At 64.8% G+C, this 17,495-nt stretch carries 19 protein-coding genes and 1 pseudogene; 7 read left to right on the forward strand and 13 right to left on the reverse strand.

Annotated features, from left to right (window positions below):
• Positions 1-49 precede the first annotated feature (49 nt).
• From IPK66_14010 to IPK66_14020, 3 genes are read left to right on the forward strand one after another with little or no spacing between them, the layout of a single operon-like run.
• Positions 50-664, forward strand: a complete 615-nt coding sequence (locus tag IPK66_14010; protein ID MBK8176330.1) for a LemA family protein — start codon at positions 50-52, stop codon at positions 662-664.
• A gap of 53 nt (positions 665-717) precedes the next feature.
• The gene (locus IPK66_14015) at positions 718-1,506 is read left to right on the forward strand and encodes a TPM domain-containing protein (GenBank protein MBK8176331.1); all 789 of its coding nucleotides are present in this window, start codon (positions 718-720) and stop codon (positions 1,504-1,506) included.
• A 16-nt stretch (positions 1,507-1,522) separates the two neighbouring features.
• Complete coding sequence (locus tag IPK66_14020) at positions 1,523-2,146, forward strand: TPM domain-containing protein (protein ID MBK8176332.1); 624 nt, start codon at positions 1,523-1,525, stop codon at positions 2,144-2,146.
• Between the two features lie 7 nt (positions 2,147-2,153).
• On the opposite strand, the gene IPK66_14025 is transcribed toward IPK66_14020, so the two are convergent.
• The 4 genes from IPK66_14025 to IPK66_14040 all read right to left on the reverse strand — a co-directional run bounded on the left by IPK66_14025 (position 2,154) and on the right by IPK66_14040 (position 6,238).
• Complete coding sequence (locus tag IPK66_14025; protein ID MBK8176333.1) at positions 2,154-3,500, reverse strand: ArsB/NhaD family transporter; 1,347 nt, start codon at positions 3,498-3,500, stop codon at positions 2,154-2,156.
• A 138-nt stretch (positions 3,501-3,638) separates the two neighbouring features.
• A complete protein-coding gene (locus IPK66_14030) occupies positions 3,639-4,931 on the reverse strand; it encodes an ArsB/NhaD family transporter (protein MBK8176334.1) in 1,293 nt (430 codons plus the stop codon).
• A gap of 82 nt (positions 4,932-5,013) precedes the next feature.
• On the reverse strand, positions 5,014-5,511 hold the full coding sequence (locus IPK66_14035; protein ID MBK8176335.1) for a CBS domain-containing protein: 498 nt from the start codon (positions 5,509-5,511) through the stop codon (positions 5,014-5,016).
• Positions 5,512-5,917: 406 nt separating this feature from the next.
• Positions 5,918-6,238 (reverse strand): hypothetical protein, encoded by a 321-nt coding sequence (locus IPK66_14040; protein ID MBK8176336.1) that lies wholly within the window; start codon positions 6,236-6,238, stop codon positions 5,918-5,920.
• Between the two features lie 239 nt (positions 6,239-6,477).
• On the opposite strand from IPK66_14040, the gene IPK66_14045 reads away from it, so the two are divergent.
• From IPK66_14045 to IPK66_14060, 4 genes are all read left to right on the forward strand, one after another.
• Complete coding sequence (locus tag IPK66_14045) at positions 6,478-7,155, forward strand: hypothetical protein (GenBank protein MBK8176337.1); 678 nt, start codon at positions 6,478-6,480, stop codon at positions 7,153-7,155.
• Between the two features lie 119 nt (positions 7,156-7,274).
• Positions 7,275-7,430: an SRPBCC family protein gene (locus IPK66_14050; protein MBK8176338.1), complete on the forward strand. Its 156-nt coding sequence runs from the start codon at positions 7,275-7,277 to the stop codon at positions 7,428-7,430.
• The gene (locus tag IPK66_14055; GenBank protein MBK8176339.1) at positions 7,366-7,692 is read left to right on the forward strand and encodes an SRPBCC family protein; all 327 of its coding nucleotides are present in this window, start codon (positions 7,366-7,368) and stop codon (positions 7,690-7,692) included. Before IPK66_14050 ends, IPK66_14055 begins: the two co-directional genes overlap by 65 nt.
• A 14-nt stretch (positions 7,693-7,706) precedes the next feature.
• Positions 7,707-8,912 (forward strand): NnrS family protein, encoded by a 1,206-nt coding sequence (locus IPK66_14060; GenBank protein ID MBK8176340.1) that lies wholly within the window; start codon positions 7,707-7,709, stop codon positions 8,910-8,912.
• Positions 8,913-9,087: 175 nt separating this feature from the next.
• Here IPK66_14060 and IPK66_14065 read toward each other — a convergent pair whose 3' ends face one another.
• The 9 genes and pseudogenes from IPK66_14065 to nifX form a co-directional block, all read right to left on the reverse strand.
• On the reverse strand, positions 9,088-10,392 hold the full coding sequence (locus IPK66_14065; GenBank protein MBK8176341.1) for an FAD-dependent oxidoreductase: 1,305 nt from the start codon (positions 10,390-10,392) through the stop codon (positions 9,088-9,090).
• 101 nt (positions 10,393-10,493) lie between these two features.
• Positions 10,494-13,509, reverse strand: a pseudogene (gltA, locus tag IPK66_14070) (NADPH-dependent glutamate synthase).
• A 74-nt stretch (positions 13,510-13,583) separates the two neighbouring features.
• The gene (locus IPK66_14075) at positions 13,584-13,934 is read right to left on the reverse strand and encodes a nitrogenase-stabilizing/protective protein NifW (protein MBK8176342.1); all 351 of its coding nucleotides are present in this window, start codon (positions 13,932-13,934) and stop codon (positions 13,584-13,586) included.
• On the reverse strand, positions 13,935-15,098 hold the full coding sequence (gene nifV, locus IPK66_14080; GenBank protein MBK8176343.1) for a homocitrate synthase: 1,164 nt from the start codon (positions 15,096-15,098) through the stop codon (positions 13,935-13,937).
• Between the two features lie 28 nt (positions 15,099-15,126).
• The gene (locus tag IPK66_14085) at positions 15,127-15,447 is read right to left on the reverse strand and encodes an iron-sulfur cluster assembly accessory protein (protein MBK8176344.1); all 321 of its coding nucleotides are present in this window, start codon (positions 15,445-15,447) and stop codon (positions 15,127-15,129) included.
• 195 nt (positions 15,448-15,642) lie between these two features.
• Complete coding sequence (locus tag IPK66_14090; GenBank protein MBK8176345.1) at positions 15,643-16,263, reverse strand: nitrogen fixation protein NifQ; 621 nt, start codon at positions 16,261-16,263, stop codon at positions 15,643-15,645.
• The gene (gene fdxB / locus IPK66_14095) at positions 16,263-16,553 is read right to left on the reverse strand and encodes a ferredoxin III, nif-specific (GenBank protein MBK8176346.1); all 291 of its coding nucleotides are present in this window, start codon (positions 16,551-16,553) and stop codon (positions 16,263-16,265) included. The genes IPK66_14090 and fdxB overlap by 1 nt, the downstream gene beginning before the upstream one ends.
• A 34-nt stretch (positions 16,554-16,587) precedes the next feature.
• Complete coding sequence (locus IPK66_14100) at positions 16,588-17,070, reverse strand: NifX-associated nitrogen fixation protein (protein MBK8176347.1); 483 nt, start codon at positions 17,068-17,070, stop codon at positions 16,588-16,590.
• A complete protein-coding gene (gene nifX, locus IPK66_14105) occupies positions 17,067-17,486 on the reverse strand; it encodes a nitrogen fixation protein NifX (GenBank protein ID MBK8176348.1) in 420 nt (139 codons plus the stop codon). Before nifX ends, IPK66_14100 begins: the two co-directional genes overlap by 4 nt.
• Positions 17,487-17,495: the final 9 nt, after the last annotated feature.

Here is a 17,495-nt window from a genome sequence, read left to right on the forward strand (position 1 = left end):
ACCTCGGCTAGGATGCGCGGCGACGGGATGATCGGAGCAGGGGACGACCATGACACCGACAATTGCGCAAGGATGGGGACGGACGGCGTGCCGGGCGATGTTCGCGCTGATCTGCACCGCGGTTCTCGCGGGCTGCGGGATCAACGAGATCCCGACCCGCCAGGAACAGGCGAAAGCGGCGTGGGCGCAGGTGCAAAACCAGTATCAGCGCCGGGCCGACCTGATCCCTAATCTCGTCGAGACGGTCAAGGGCGCGGCAGCGTTCGAGCGCGAGACACTGCAGGCGGTCATTGAGGCGCGCAGTCGCGTCGCCCAGACGACGGTCCCGCCCGACGTGACGACCAATCCGGACGCGTTCAAGACCTATGAGCAGAACCAGGCGGCGTTGGGCTCGGCCCTGTCCCGGTTGCTGGTCGTCGTCGAGCGCTATCCCGATCTCAAGGCGAACCAGAACTTCGTTGTCCTGCAATCGCAGATCGAGGGCACCGAAAACCGTATCGCCGTCGCCCGGCGCGACTACATCGAGGCCGTACGGGTGTTCAACACCGAAATCACCACATTCCCGGGGCGGATCTGGGCGATGATTCTCTATTCGGATGCGCAGCCGATGCAGACCTTTACCGCCGCGGAGGACGCTGCCAAGGCGCCGCAGGTCAAGTTCTGAGCCCGGCGATGCGGCGCCAGCTGCCCGTCCCGCCTCCCGGAATGCCGCCTGGGATGCCTTTCATCGCACCTCCGCGCCGGCTGCCGACGCTCGTGTGCGCGGTCCTGCTGATCGTGGCCACGGTTGGCGCGGCGATCGCCGCCGGCCTCGCGTTTCCCGCGCTTTCCGGTCGCGTCGTCGACGAGGCCGGCCTGTTGACGCCGGCGGAACGGCAGAGCCTGAGCGAAGCGCTCAAGGCGCACGAGGATGCGACGGGCAATCAGGTCGTCGTGGTGACGCTGCGCTCGCTTCAGGGCACGAGCATCGAGGACTACGGCAATCAGCTCGCCCGTCAGTGGGGCATCGGGCGGCACGGCAAGGACGATGGCGCGCTGCTGATCGTCGCGCCCACCGAACGCAAGGTTCGCATCGAGGTAGGCTACGGCCTTGAAGGCGTTCTCACCGATGCCGCCTCGCGGCTGATCATCGAGCGGATCATCCTGCCGTCCTTCCGCTCCGGCCAGTTTGGTCCCGGCATTGTCGCCGGCACCCAGGCGATCTTGAAGCTACTCTCGGGCGACGAGGCGACGGCGCCCGACCGGGCGGCAGCCGCACCGGCGGCGAAGGCGACGCGGATCGCACCGCCGATCCTGATGATCCTGGCGTTTCTCGCCTTCGCCTGGATGACCTCCCGACGGCGGGGCACGCGTGCCGCCCGCGGCTTTGGGCGGCACGGCCCGTGGATTGGTGGAGGGATCGGCGGGCTCGGTGGTGGCGGGTTCGGCGGCGGCTCGGGCAGCGGCGGCGGCTTCGGTGGCGGCGGCGGCGGCTTTGGCGGCGGGGGCGCATCGGGCGGATGGTAAGGCGGGGCGACGAACGATGACGTTCCTCACGGCTTCGGATCGCGAGCGGATTGAGGCCGCGGTGGCGGCGGCGGAAGCGCGGACCGCCGCCGAGTTCGTTACCGTCGTCACGCCGGCGAGCGGTCGCTACTTGTACTTACCCACGCTTGCCGCCGCGGCGGCGACGCTGGCGCTATCCGGAGTGGCGCTGCTGATTCCCTGGTCGGAGCCACCGACGCTCGAGGCGTTCTTTCTGGCGCAGGTTGGAGGATTTTCCGCGCTGTTCGCGCTGTTCGCCTGGCGGGTGGTCCGCCATCGCCTGGTGCCGCGCGCGGAGCAGGCCGCCTGTGCCAAGGCGCGCGCCCATCAGCTCTTCCTTGACCTCGGTCTGGCGGCGACGCGGGATCGGACCGGCGTTCTGTTCTTTGTCTCCGTCGGCGAGCACTACGTCGAGATCGTCACCGATGTCGGCATCAAGGCGTTGATCGACGATGCGACGTGGGTGCGGACGGTTGAGCGGTTCACCCAAGCGGTCGGCCACGGGCGCATCGCCGACGGCTTCATCGAGGCGATCGAGGCGTGCGGGCGCGTCCTTGCCGAGCGCCTGCCCGTACGGCCGGACGACCGCAACGAGCTGCCCGATTGCCCGGTCGAGGTGTGATCTTCGCTCACAGGAACCGCCACAGGACGTACACGCAGGCGATCAGCACCTGCCCCAGCATCAGCGGAAACGCCAGCTTGAGAAAACTTACGAAGTGAAACGGAACGCCGCTGCGCTCGGCGATCCCGGCGACGGTGAGGTTGGCCGAGGCGCCGATCAGCGTGCCGTTGCCGCCGAGGCAGGCGCCGAGGGAGAGCGCCCACCACAGCGGCGCAAGGCCCTCCGGTCCGCCGAAGCTGGGCGCCATCGATTTGATCAGCGGGATCATCGTCGCCACGAAGGGAATGTTGTCGACGATCGCCGAGAGAACCGCTGACGCCCAGAGCACGCCCATCGTTGTCACTGACAGGTCTCCGCCGGTCAGCGCGACGAGTTCGTCGGCGAGCAGCAGCAGCAGCCCGGAATGCTCAACCCCGGCGATGACGACGAACAGTCCGACGAAGAAGAAGATCGTGATCCATTCGACCTCGTGAAATACATGGGTCACGTTCTCCGACTGGGTCTCGGCCGCCTTGCCGATGTTGTCGAGTGCCAGCAGGACCGCGGCACCGGTCAGGGCGATGACGCCGGGCTCGATGCCGAGCGAGCGCGATAATGCGAAGCAGACGATGACGACGAAAATCACCGCCAGCGATTGCTTAAGAAGGCGTGGATTGCTGATCGAGCGGCGCGGATCGAAGGCCATCACCAGGGCGCGGGCCCGTTCCGAGGCGTGCAGGCGCCGACCCCAGATCAGGTGCATCGCGGCGACGTGCACGGCGAGTATGATCAGGACCACCGGCGCGAGGTTGGCGACGAACTGATTGAAGGTCAGGCCGACTTGGGTTCCGATCAGGATGTTGGGCGGATCGCCGATCAGGGTCGCGGTTCCGCCGATGTTCGAGGCGAGAATCTGCGAGAAGAGGTACGGATAGGCGTCGATCTTGAGTTCTTCGGTGACGACAAGGGTCACCGGGACGACAAGCAGGACCGTGGTGACGTTATCGAGAAGGGCGGAGAGGATCGCGGTGACGATCGCCAGCATGGCAAGGATGCCGGCCGGGCTGGCCTTGACCTGTTTCGCCGACCAGATGGCGAGATATTCGAAGATGCCGCACTTTCTCGTCACCGAGACGATGATCATCATCCCGATCAGCAGGCCGATGGTGTTGAAGTCGATACTCGCGATCGCCTGTTCCTGGCTCAGGATGCCGAACCAGACCATCAGCATCGCGCCCACCAGGGCGATGATCGCCCGGTTCAGCCGCTCGCTGATGATCACCGCGTAGGTGAATACCAGTACGGCGGTCGACAGCCACAGGGCGTCGAAGCCGAACAGGACATGCTGAGCCACGCTCGCGCCGTGCTCGTGCATTGCTGTCTCCTTTCTTGTCTCTCGTTACGACGGCGCCGCATCGCCGGCGGCCACTTGCGCGCGCGAGGACGCAAAGGCCGGACGGCGCCACCCCTCCCATCGGGGCAAGGGCGGCGCCGTCCGGTCTGGGATCAGCGATCAGAGAAATCGCCAGAGAAGGTAGGCGTTACAGATGGCGACGTGGATGATCATCAGCGGAAAGGCGATCTTGGTAAAGGTTACGAAGCGGAACGGAATACCGTTGCGCTCGGCGATGCCGGCGACGGTGAGGTTGGCCGAGGCGCCGATCAGCGTGCCGTTGCCGCCGAGGCAGGCACCGAGGGAGAGTGCCCACCACAGCGGCACCAGGCCGTCCGGACCGCCGAAGGTGGGAGCCATCGCCTTGATCAGCGGGATCATCGTCGCCACGAAGGGGATGTTGTCGACGATCGCCGAGAGAACCGCCGAGGCCCACATCACCCCGAGGCCGGTGACCTCGAGATCGCCGCCGGTCACCTCGATGAGCTTATGGGCAAGCAGTTCGAGAGCGCCGGTATGCTCGACGCCGGCGATGACCATGAACAGGCCGAGGAAGAAAAAGATGGTGATCCATTCGACTTCGCCGAACACCTTGGTGACATTTTCCGTCTGATGCTCGGACGACTTGCCGAGGTTGTCGAGCAGCATGAGGATCGCCGCGCCGGCCATGCCGATGGCGCCGGCTTCAAGGCCGATGAAGCGCGAGGTGACGAAGGCGGCGATGACCAGCGCGAGCACGCCAAGCGACTGCTTGAGCAACTGGTGGTCGGTAATCGCCTTCTTCTCGTCGAACGCCATGACCCGGGCGCGGGCTTCCGCTGTCGCCTGCATCGAGCGGCCCCAGATCAGGTGCATCGAAATCACGTGCACGGCGAGGATGAGCAGAATGACCGGCGCGAGGTTGACGACGAACTGGTTGAACGTAAGGCCAACCTGCGTGCCGATGAGGATGTTGGGCGGATCGCCGATCAAGGTCGCGGTTCCGCCGATGTTCGAGGCGAGGATCTGCGAGAACAAGAACGGATAGGGTTTGACCTTGAGCTGTTCGGTGATCACCAGGGTCACCGGCACGACGAGCAGGACGGTCGTGACGTTGTCGAGCAAGGCGGAGACGACGGCGGTGACGATCGCCAGCATGGCGAGGATGCCGGCGGGGCTGGCATTAACCAGTTTTGCCGTCCAGATCGCCATGTATTCGAACACGCCGGATTTGCGCGTGATCGAGACGATGATCATCATCCCGACGAGCAGGCCGATGGTGTTGAAATCGATCCCCTTGATCGCTTCCTCCTGGGAGAGGATGCCGAGGATGATCATCAGTAGCGCGCCCAGAAGGGCGACGATCGAGCGGTTGATTTTTTCGCTCATGACGCCAGCGTAGGTGGCGACGAGCACCCCTACGGCGATCAGCATCGAGTTCATGACGGCGTGGTCCTTGGCTCCGGTAAAATCATTGGTCCCGAATGGCTCGCTTGAGCCGGTACGAACGCACCGATTACCGGGCGGGGGGGCGGGCGATTCGTTGCAGAATGTCCCAGGTGGAAACGACCCCCAAAAGCCGGCCGGAGGCTTTCTCGACGACGGGCAGGTAGGTCCGGGTCCGATAGAGGAAGAGCACGGCGTTCATCACCGGCGTTTCGGGATGAAGGACCTGGCCCTCCGTTTCCAGGTATTCGCTGACCGGCTCGCCGGCGACGGCGCGAAATCGCTCGTTGGCGTCGTCGAGCGTATCGGACATGAAGCCGACTTCGACAAGGCGGGCAATTTCGGGGATCTGGCCCTCGAGCGCGACGATCTTCGGCAGCAGCAGGGCGACGAGCCGGCTGCGCAGGAACATGCCGAGATACCGCTCCGCCTCGTCGACCACCGGCAGCGCCAGCAGTTTGTCCTCAAGTAGCCGATGCAGCGCGGTCTCGATGGTGTCCCCGCTCTTGAGAACCGCGGGGGTGGTGGTCATGATGGAACGACAGGTCTGCGACGCGGGTACAGTCACCGCGATCTCCCTTGTCAGAGTGATGGATGGGGCGTCGGCACATCCGTGATCGCGCGCCGTTCGCAAAGAGACGATCGACCGACGTGCGCCGGTCGAGCACCGCCATCGGCGCGATGATCAGGAAGATCGGCGAATCGAAGTCCTACCGCACACACCATCGCCTAGCCCTCCCTGACGCGGCCGCGTCGAGGGTACTTGCGGCGAGACGACAAGCACGGCATGGACGAGTGCCGCGTCGCTCGATGCACGTTTCGGGAAAAGCGCCGTTTGGCGGTCCCTGCCCCTGTCGGCCGTTTGTTTTCGCGTCGGACATTCGTGCCCGATCCGCGCCGACGCTAGCGTCCGCGCGGTGCAATGGCAAGGGCGACAAATGGCGGGTGCAAACGCGCAGCGGACGTGCTCGAAATCAAAGGATGGTCGTCGCCGCGAACCAGGCGACGATCGCAAGGCGTGCCGCCAGTCGCACGCCGGGCGTTACTTCGGGATGTCCCGAGCTGCGCCAGATGCCGACGGTCACGAGGACGCTGTAGGGCAGAGGCAGGACATGGAGCAGAGAGGCCAGCCAAGCGAGCTTGCCGGCTCCGTCATCCCCGGCGGTGACCAGCAGCGCCAGTGCGCCGATGGTGGCGGCGAGGTTGATCAGGACCCCCCAGAAGATCGCATAGTTCCAGAACGCCTCGGCGAGCGGCAGGCGGCCGAACCACAGATCCGAAAGTCGTGACGTCACCGGCCGGTGGGCTCCGTCTTTGGCGGTTGCGCGGTGATCGCCGCGCGGCGCCGAGTGCATCAATACGCATATTGTGTCAGCCTGGGCGCACTTTGCCCGCCAGCGGGGGAACGTGGCGCGGTCTGCTCAGTTTTCCTGATTGGTCGCGGCGCGTATCGAGCAGGCGAATCGCCTACAGCCCGTGTCGACCGTGCGCCACCGATACCGATATGTCAATTTCCCACGCACGGGTGCCTTCGATGTCTCTGTTGCGATCCTTCATGACCGTCACCGTGCTCGGCCTATCCTCGATGCTTGGCGGGTGCGCCGGCCTCGCCGAACTCGCCCCCGAGGCGGCCGGCCTTGGCGCCGGCGCCGGCGCCGGGGTATTGACCGCAAATCCGCTGATCGGCGTCGCCGTCGGCATCGGCGCACGGCTGGCCGCCGCCGAAGCTCTGGATTATGCGAAGGACGAACGCAAACGTCGCATCTATGGGGCAATCGCCCGTGCGGCGGGGCAGTCCGAGACTTCGGCAGCGGTGCCGTGGGCAAGCCGCCCGGATACTCTGTTCGATACCGTGTTCGGCCAGGCGAGCGGCTACGTACAGGTGGTGCGCGCGTTCGGCGGTCGAATTCCCTGCAAGGAAATCATCTATACGCTCGAAGAAGGCACCGACGTCGCCGAGGGCGAGGCATCGTCGCCAAACTCCGGCGACGCCGGCGATGCGCGGGCCGTGCCGCGTGAAGGATCTGAGGATTCCGCGCTGACCGCAGCGCCTGCACCCTCGCCGGCCTCTTCGCCGGCCACCCCGCCGGCGAATGACGGCGACGACGACGGCTGGCCGGAGGCGATCATCGCTCCGATTGCCACCGCCGTTGTCTGCGAGGGTCCCCTCGGCTGGCAATGGGCGGCGGGGCCCGCAGCGCCATCGCGCTGACAAAGGTCCGGCGCGCGGATCATCCAGTCCGGCGAGTTGACGATTGTCGCCCCTGCGACAGTGGGTAATATCGCAGCAAGCAAAAACAAAAAGAACACGCATGGACAAGGAGAGGGACCATGACCAAGGTAACGGTGACGACAAAGCTGACGGCTCCCGCCGAGGAAGTCTGGCGTCTGGTCGGCGCATGGAACGCGCTTCCCGAATGGCATCCGGCAATACAGACCAGCGAGCTGGAGGAGGGGGGGGCGCCGGCGGCGGCTGAGGCTCGTTGATGGTGGCGAAATCACCGAGGAGCTGGAGACGTTCGACGGCCAACGGCGCATGTACTCTTATTCCATCGTCGCCGGTTCGCTGCCGGTCTCGGACTATCGTTCGACTGTCAGCGTCAACCGCGCGGGGGAAGAGTCGACGATCGAATGGACGACGACCTTCAAGCCGCTCGGAGTCGCCGAATCCGAGATTAGTCAATCGCTGGAGGACTTTTACCAGGCGGGGTTCGATAATCTGCGCAAGCTCCTGGGAATCCCGCGATGACTCTCAGGCCCGCCATGCCGGGCATTCACAAAAGGGACGATATTGGCAAGGGGCCACCGGCCTTTCTCGGCTATGGCTTCCGCCCGTTTTTTTTCCTCGCGGGCTTTGCCGGAATCTTCGGCGTCGTGCTCTGGCTGGCGAGCATAAGCGGGGCCATCACCCTGCCGAGCGCGTTCGCGCCGTCACTCTGGCACGCGCACGAGATGCTGTTCGGGTTTGTGACCGCGGCGATTGCGGGTTTCCTGCTCACCGCGATTCCCAGTTGGACCGGTCGGCCCCCGGTGCGCGGCGCGATGCTGGGCGGCCTTGTCCTCTTGTGGATCGCAGGCCGGCTGGCGGTTGCCACCTCCGCGATCATCGGGACGGGGACGGCCGCGGTCATCGACCTTGCCTTCCTCGCGGCCTTGCTGCTTGTCGTTGTGCGTGAACTTGTCGCGGCGAAGAACCGGCGAAACCTGCCCATGGCGGCCGCGCTATTTGTGCTGCTCATCGCCAACGGGCTGATGCACGCCGACGTCCTCTCGCTGGATGTCGTTACCGGCAGCGGCTGGCGGCTCGGTTTTATCGTCGCGACCCTGTTGGTCGTTTTGATCGGCGGGCGGATCATTCCGAATTTCACCGCCAATTGGCTGACGAGGCAAGGTGGCTCCGGCTCCGCGCCCGCACCGTTCGGCTGGATCGATAAGGCGACGCTCGTCGCCACCGCTCTTGCCCTCACCGCTTGGATCACCATTCCCGGGACGATCGCCGCCGTCCTGCTCGGCGCAATTGCCGCCTTTGCCAACGCTATTCGCCTCACCCGCTGGTGCGGCTGGCGGACGCGACGCGATCCGTTGCTGTTCGTCCTCCACGTGGGCTATGCCTGGGTGCCCGTCGCTCTGGTGCTTCTGGCGCTGTCGCAGGCGAACGACCTAGTGCCGGAGAGTGCCGCGGTCCACGCCCTGGGCGCTGGCGTGTTTGGTACGATGATCGCGGCGGTGATGACACGCGCGACACTGGGTCATACCGGCCGGCCGCTGCGGGCGGGAAGCAGCACGGTCGCCCTCTACGTTTTAATCACCATCGCCGCCGTGGCGCGGGTGGGCGCAACGCTGTGGCTCAACGCCGCCGATGGTCTGCTGGACGTGTCCGGGGCGGCTTGGACCGGCGCGTTCGTGCTCTTTATCGGCGTTTATGGCTCCGCCTTGCTCCGTCCACGATCCGACGGCAAGCCCGGCTGACCACAGGTCCTTAGATCCTTCTCCCCCCGCGGGCTGGGTCGCGGGGGGAGAAGGTGCTGTCAAGCCTCCCTGTGGACTTACGGACAGCCTTCTTGTCCTGCCGCGTCCGCCTCTATTGTGACGGATGGGAACGCGCAGGAACCGGTACGGCAAAGCGCGCTGCCGCCCGGATTCGTTATACCGTGCCGCGAACCAGCTTTAGCTGGCTCTTGTGGGTGAACTGGCGGAGCGTCTCCCGTTGCCGATCCCGTGCGTCGGCGCTGGCGCTTCGCCCGAATGAACGCGCCGCCTGTGCTAGGGCGTGCGGATCGGCGGGCACGTAATCGGCAATGCCCGGATGTGTCGCGCCCAGGCTATTGATCCGGCGCAATTCCTTCAGCACCGGGCTGCGCTCCAGCTTGTCACGGTAGAGCGAAAGATGCCGCGCGTTCATCGGCCGGTGATGTCGGGTGAGTTCGGCTATCGTCTCGCCCGCCAGCCGTCCGGAGGTCAGCGCCAGGCTCGAGCCATGCCGGTAGGACGCGTCGCTCAACTGGGTCGCATCGCCGCAGGTCAGCCAGCCATCGCCGTAGAGCCGCGGTCGCACGCGATAGCCGCCTTCGGGCATCAATTGAGCCGCGAACTCGACGACCTCGCTTCCCTGCAACAGGCTGCGGATCGACGGATGCTGTTTGAACGCGGCAAGCAGTTCGGACGGCGTGATATCGCTTTCGACGATTTCACCAACGAGACAGCTGACACCGACCGACAGGGAGTCCCGGTTGGTGTAGATGAACCCGCTGCCGGAAATCGTCGCCGAAAACCATCCCGCAGCCTCGACGACGACGCCCTCGTTCCTGCCGATACCGAATCGCTCGTCGAGCATCTCGGCCGGCATCGAGCGCTTTTCCTTGACGGTCAGCGCCACGTCGCTCGGCTCAAGCGATTCGCGCAGGCCGGATCGGCGGGCGATCATCGCCTCGATGCCGTCGCCGAGGACGACGACGTCGGCGAAGAACTCATCGCCGGCTTCGGTCCGCACGCCGACCGCGCGCCCGTCCGTCTCGCGGACGAGGTCGGCGACGGACGTCCCGTAGAGGACGCGAACGCCGGCCTCCTTGATGACGCCGGCGAACCACGCATCGAACGTCGAGCGCAGAACCGTGTAACGGTCGGCATCGATTCGCCCGGCGGCCCCGGCGGCCCCGGCGGCATAGTCGTCCCCAACCCTGCGGGCCAGGGCGGCGCTGTGGCCGTCCTTATCGAGTGTCCAGATGCGATGTTCGACGATGTGACGTTCAAGGGGGGCTTTGCTGCGGAAATCAGCGACCAGTTCTTCCATCGCCGGCGCGAAGAGGATCGCGCCGTGAGGGTTTTTCGCGCCAGGATATTCGGCGCGTTCGAGCTGCAGGACGCATCGCCCCGCCTGGGCAAGCGTCAACGCCGCCGCGTTGCCCGCAGGGCCAGCGCCGACGACGATCGCCTCGTAATGATCTGACACGGGCAGAACTCCTATTGTCTGTCCTACCTCGGCGGATCTGGGGTCGCATTGGGGAATTGCTCATGACCGTTTTGTGCAACGCACAATCGTCTGTGCAAAACCTAAAGCAATCCGGCCTTGCCCGCCTGCCAACGGTCGTATTCAGTCGTCAGCAGAGCCACGTGTTCGCGCTCCTCTGCCGCCAGTTCGTAATAAAGTTGTCGCTCGACCGATCCGGCCGGAGCTTTCTCGCCTTGTGTCGTGAAGTAGTCCACCGCCCGTTGCTCGAACGAAATCGCGATGCGAATGAGGTTGCCCGGGTCCTCCGGGCGGTTTTCGAGGCCGGCATAGATCGCTGCCCGGTCGAGGCGGAAGTCGTCCGACGGCATCGCCACGTCGGCATGGTAGCGGCGCGACAGCGTTTCGATATGCTCGCCCTCCATTTCGGCGAACCGCTCGAATAGATCACGCAGCGCCGGTTCCTTTGCTTGCAGCGCGGCCCGGCTGTAGAACGCCTGACCGCCGAGTTCGATTTCGAAGGCCGTGCGGATGGCGTCGAGCGCGGCGGCACCTTCGATATCGCGATCGCCGAGCATCTCCAGCTTGCCCGAGCACAGTGGGCACATGCCGTAAGGAAAGGCAAATCCTTCGCTGACCTTGCCGCAGTCGGTGCACCGCCATTGCAACTTCGCGCCGGCGCAGCAGATGTACTGCTCGTCACCCTCGATTGGCTGATGGCACTTCGGACAAACCAGCCCCGCGTCCATATTGACGTTCATCGCCTACCCCTCTTCATTCCGCCGCGGAGGCGGTTACGGACTCGCTCAGCGGCTTCGGTGGTACGAACGCCGCGACATCTTCGGGCGTGATCGGCCACGCCTTGCTCTGCAGGTAGGCACCGATCGCCTTCGCCGCCCGACGGCCCGCGCCCATCGCCAGGATCACCGTCGCGCCACCGGTCACGATATCGCCACCGGCGAACACGCCCGGAAGATTGGTCGCCTGCGTGGCGTCGTCGGCGACGATGTAGCCCCACTTGTTCAAGCCGAGGCCGGTGGTGGACTGACCGACGATCGGATTGGCATTGGTGCCCAGCGCGTAGATCACCGTATCGCAATCGAGTTCGACGAATTCATCGAGCGCGATGGGCTTGCGGCGGCCTTTCTCGTCGGGCTCGCCAAGCATCATCTTCTGCACCTTCATGCCGCTGACGTCACCCTCGGCATTGGTATGGATCTCGACCGGCGTGTGCAGGAAGAAAAATTCGATGCCCTCTTCCTTGGCGTGGCGAAGCTCCTCAATGCGGGCGGGCGCCTCCGCTTCGGAGCGGCGGTAGACGCAGCGGACGGTCGGCGCGCCAAGTCGCTTGGCGACGCGCAGGCAGTCCATCGCGGTGTTGCCGGCACCGATGACGACGACGCTCTTGCCGAGGCTGATCGGCGTATCGAGATAGGGGAACTTATCGCCACCCATCAGGTTGACGCGGGTGAGGAACTCGTTGGCCGAGTAGACCTGACCTGCGAACTCGCCGGGGATGCCGAGGAACGAGGGCGCGCCGGCACCGGCGCCGACGAACACGGCATCGAAGCCCATATCGGTCTTCAACTGTTCGATGGTGAACGTCTTGCCGACAACCTTGTTGGTCTCGAAGCGCACGCCCATGTCTTTCAACCGCTGTACCTCGCGGTCGATGATATCGCGCGGCAGGCGGAAGGAGGGGATGCCGTAGCGCAGCACACCGCCGACCACGTGCAGTGCCTCGTAGACGGTCACCTCGGCGCCGAAGCGCAGCAGGTCGGCGGCGGCGGCGAGGCCAGCCGGCCCTGAGCCGACGACGGCGACCCGGCCCAAGGGGGCCTCGAAACGCAGCGGCACCGCCTTCGGCGACTTCGCGTGATCACCGACGAAGCGTTCCAGGCGACCGATCGCCACCGATTCCATCTTCCGGTTGATCACGCACTGGCTTTCGCACTGCGCTTCCTGCGGACACACCCGCCCGCAAACCGATGGAAAGAGATTGCTCTCGTTGATCACGGAGAGCGCGCCGTCCAGATCGCGAACAAGCAGATGGCGGATGAAGCGCGGGATATCGATCGAGACCGGACAGCCGGACATGCACGTCGGCTTCTTGCACTGGATACAGCGCTCGGCTTCGGCGAAGGCCTCGTGCATCGAATAGCCGAGATTGACTTCCTTGAAATTGCGCGCCCGCTCGCTGGCGTCGCGCTCCGGCATCTTCACCTGGTGCGGAGCAAGTTCGACGAGCTTCTTGTAGCCGCGCTTGCCATCTTCGAAGAGCTGCTTCTCGACGTTACAGACGTGTCCGTAGCTATCGCTGGCGACCGTTTCCTGACCCTTGAAGCGGCGCTGGCGGGTCATCAGTTCGCGGAAATCGACCTTGTGGCCATCGAAGTCCGGCCCGTCGACGCAGGCGAACTTGACCACGTTGTCCACCGTCACCCGGCACGAGCCGCACATGCCGGTGCCGTCGACCATGATGGCGTTGAGCGAGACCATCGTCTTCACGCCGAACGGCCGCGTCGTCTCGACGCAGGCGTTCATCATCGGCAGCGGGCCGATGGCGACGACGAGGTCGGGCGGATCGGTCTCGAGCAGCCGCTGCAGGGCCGCGGTGACGAAACCGGGCGTCCCATAGCTGCCGTCGTCGGTGCAGACGATCAGATCGTCGCAGTAGGCCCGGAACTTGTCTTCCCAGAAGACGAGATCCTTGTTGCGAAAGCCGATGATGCCGGTGGTGCGGTTGCCCGCCTCTTTAAAAGCGCGCAGCTGCGGATAGACCGGCGCCACGCCCAGGCCGCCGCCGACGAGCACCACATGTCCGAACGCGCCGATGTGCTGTGGCAGCCCGAGGGGGCCGACGAAATCCTCGAACTCCGCGCCTTCGGCGTAGCGGTCGCGCATTTCCACCGTCGTCTTGCCCAGCGACTGGATGACCATGGTGATGGTCCCGCGGTCGCGATCGAAGTCGGCGACGGTCAGTGGAATACGCTCGCCGCCATCGTGCAGGCGAAGCATGACAAAATGGCCGGGCTGTGCCGACCGGGCGACGTCGGGCGCCAGCACCTCCCAGAGAAATGTCGTATCGGAGAATGCCTCGCGGCGGATGATTTTATACATTGCCCGTATGGTCCTCGTGGCTTCGTTCAGGTCGGCGTTCTTTGTCCTGGACGGGCGCGGGTTATGCCGCTGCCTTAGGTTTTTGCGCGTACGGGGGTGATCACCTCATCAAGCGGCACGAAGGCGCGGCCGGGAACCGGCTCGGGCCGCTCGGGCGCGTCCTTCAACACCTTGAACACCCGCTCCGTCAGCGGATCGGACCGGACGAAATCACCGTAGGCGCGCTCGAGAAGACCGGCAAGCACCGGCTTGAGCGCGGCTTCATCGCCGGCAAAGTCCTCCGTTTCGAGATACTCGTGAAATCTTTGGAGGATATGCAAACGCGAGACATGCATGACTTTCGGATCGAATGTGACGCCGAAGTAATCAAAATATTCCTCGGCGTCGGTCAGGTCCTTCAGGTCCTTTGGTAGGGTAATCGACATTTAGGCAGCCTCTTCGCGAAGGTGACGGGTACGTTCGTAGAAATGGCGCAGGACATCCGCCGACGGTGCCGCCTTGCGGCGCTCCGCCCAATGACGAATCAGCGCCAGCACCGCGTCCGCTTGCAGCGGCGGCAGTGCAAGGCCCATCTCGCCATACACGTGATGCACGGCGGCGAGGCCCGAATGCTTGCCGAGAACGACGCGGTGTTCACGCCCGACGTCGATGGGATCGAGCGCCTGATAGGTCTCCTGGTCCCGCAGCAGTCCGTGGACGTGCAGGCCCGCCTCGTGGGTGAAGGCGCAGGCACCGACAATGCTCTTGCCCGGCGGAATGGGCCGGCCCGAGGCGCCGGCGACGAGTGCCGAGATGCGCGGCAGATGCTTGGAATTGATGCCGGTCGGCCGGCGGTAAAGCTGCTGCAGGGCGACGACGATTTCCTCCAGCGGCGCATTTCCGGCGCGCTCGCCGAGACCGTTGACGGTCGTGCTCACATGTGTCGCGCCGCCACGCACGGCGGCGAGGGAGGTCGCCGTTGCAAGGCCGAGATCGTCGTGGGCGTGGATTTCCAACTCGATACGGCAGCGGCGACGCAGGTCGCGGAACGCATCGAGCGCGGCGAAGGGATCGAGCACGCCCAGCGTGTCGGCATAGCGAAACCGCACGGCGCCTGACCGTTCCGCGGCCTCGAGCACACGCCACAGGAAATCCGTATCGGCACGCGACGAGTCCTCGCCGCCGATATGCACCCGCAATCCCCTGTAGCGCGCGTATTCGGTGATTTCAATCACCTGACCCAGTAACCAGGCCCGGTCGCGACCAAGTTTGCCGGCGATCTGGCGGTCCGAAACCGGCACGGACACATTCACGGTCTCAAGCCCACAGGCGACGGCCGCATCAACGTCACTGCGCCTGGCGCGGCACCAGCCGATTGCCCGCGCGGAAAGCCCGAGATCGAGAATGGCGCGGATGGCGTCACGCTCTTCCTCGCCCATCGCCGGCATGCCGACTTCCAGCTCGGGTACGCCGGCAGCATCGAGCGCGGCGGCGATAGCGATTTTCTCGCCGAGATTGAAGGCGACACCAGCGGTCTGCTCACCGTCGCGCAAGGTGGTGTCGTTGATGAAGATGGGAGCGTGTCTGGACGCCGCGAGCCGGTCGTTCATGGGAGTGTCAGACCTCGACCGAAAACCGTCAGGAAAACGACTTACCGCAACTGCAGGTGTTGCCGGCGTTCGGATTGTCGAAAACGAAGCCGGAGGTCTCGAGCGAGTCGACGAAATCGATGTTCATGCCCTCGATGATCGGCAGGCTCAACGGATCGACGAACAGCTTCACGCCGTCGAACTCGTAGACCTCGTCGTCGGCGTTGGCGGAGGTATCAAGACCAAGTTTGTACTGCATGCCGGCGCAGCCGCCCTGCTCGACCATGATGCGCAGGCCCGTCGCACCGTCCTTGCTCTGATCGATAAGCCGGCGGATGACGGACTTGGCGCTTTCGCTGATCGCTACCATGGTATCCTCCACGACAAACGGTTGGTTATCGCTATGGGGCAAAGCAATTCGCATGCCAGCAACGAATGCCCTGTTCTAGATGAAATCTACCGCGACGGCCGGTCAAGCGCGCACGACACCACCGTCGGTTTTGTTGGAAAATCGACGCGGCGACAGGCGCTCCTGGCTGCTGGACAGGAGAGCGGACGCTAGGAGCTAGGTGCGCATGTCGGGAAACTGCAGCCGCGCCAGAGGCTCGCCCTGCTCGTCGCCGAAGCAATGGGCGTAATCAGAGCAAACATCACAGACCGGCGACTTGCAGATGAGCACACCCTCGCGCAGGCACAGCTCGCGATAGAAGAACTTCTTCCACTTCATGTCCCCCTGATTGCGGCAGGCAAGGGCTTCGAAGTGGCGATGGAGCAGGCGACTGAGATCCGAGCGGTTAAACAGGCCGAGGTCCTGCCAGAGATGGTTGGGGCGCAGCGAGCGTCGGGCGATGATCGCGGCGAGCCACTGTTCCTCGATCGTGCCCCGGCGGCAGTGCTCAAGCAGCAGGCGGCGCAGATCCGGCTCTTCGATCGAGTCTTCGCCCGGCCCGGCGCTCGGTGGGAGCGGCGGGATGAGACTGGCGCCATCGGGGAAGTAGGCGTTGAACAGACGGGTGAGGTTCGAGGGGGTGAGCCCCAGTGCTTCGGTCAGAGGACGTTCCTGCTCGGCCGCTCCCACCGAGACGGCGCAGGCGAAGACGTGCCGGTCGAACGCATCGCCCTTGCCGTGGGCGACGAGTTCGACATAAAGAGTCCGACCGCCGGATGGGCTGCCGAGCAGGGTCATCACAGTGCAGAGGCTGGGATGTGGTTGATCGCCTTCGATCCGCAGACCATCGAACAGGCGTTGCATCCGATGCACTTGCCCTTCTGGACGACGATGGTTACGATCCGCTCCATCTCCTCGTCACCGACCGGGCAGGTCTCGCCCTCCTCGGTGAGGCCCTGCATGTCAAGCACGCCGTGGGCGCAGACCTTTTGGCAGCGGCCGCAGCCGATGCATTTTTCCTCGTCGACGGATTCGATGTAGAGCGGAACCCACGGTGTTCCGTCTCGGGTCAGTGGTTGTGCTTCCATTAATTCCTCTCCCTTACGCTGGAGTGGTGGCCCGTCAGGCCTGGGCCACTTCCGGATAGGCTTCGATGTTCTTCGCCGCGTCGGCCACGAGTTTCTCGCCCTCGGCGGCGAGCACGGCGAGCGATTCGAAACCGAAACGATTGACGTCGCGCAGCACGCGGCTGGTGACGACGAGTTTGCCGACGATCAGCACCACCCGCCCGAATCCCTCGTGAGTGAGCTTGATGATCGGCGTTGCGATCATGCCGACCCGCTGTTCAAGCGCGAGGCCGACGGCGGCGTAATATTGGTCGATGCGCCACAGCAGCTTGGCGTCCGGATCGCCGATGATCGGCATGGTCCGGCGTTGGGCGCGGGTGACGATGTAGCCGGCGAGGAGTTCGCTGTCCGACTTTCGCTCCCAGAAGCCGGTGGTATCGTGCGCACGCATCTGACGAACGAGCGCGCGAATGAACGGCGTGGCGAGCGCGGCGGCCTCGGAGTCGTCTTCGCTCGAGAGCGGTGCGTCGGGAGTCATTCCTCGTCCTCGTCGATAAAGTCGTGATTGGCCGTAACGCCCCCCTTGAGAGCCTTGCGCAACCACGGCGGCGGGGTGCCATTCAGCATCGTGCGCAGGCGCTCGAGAATGTCGCCAATCGGCTCCGGCTTCGGCAGTTTGACCGGATGGATCTGATGGCTGACGACCTTCGCCGCCGCCGGTCCGCCGATCGCCAGCACGAACAGCAGCGAGCAGCCGTCGATGGCTTCCAGGCGCGATGCCAGTCGGTCGTCGCCGGTCCCGTGCTGGCCGTCCTCGTTGCTTGCCTGATCGAACCGCACCGCCTCGACGAACTTGTACCCCTCTTGCGAAAGGTCGTAGATCGCGAGGTTGCGGGCGCCGCCAAAGTGGGCGTCCATCGTGTGCAGGTCCTGTGTCGCGAACGCGACCTTCATGTGTCCTCC

The organism is Rhodospirillales bacterium, from assembly GCA_016712595.1.
In the GTDB taxonomy this organism is placed as follows: Bacteria; Pseudomonadota; Alphaproteobacteria; order Rhodospirillales; family Defluviicoccaceae; genus Defluviicoccus.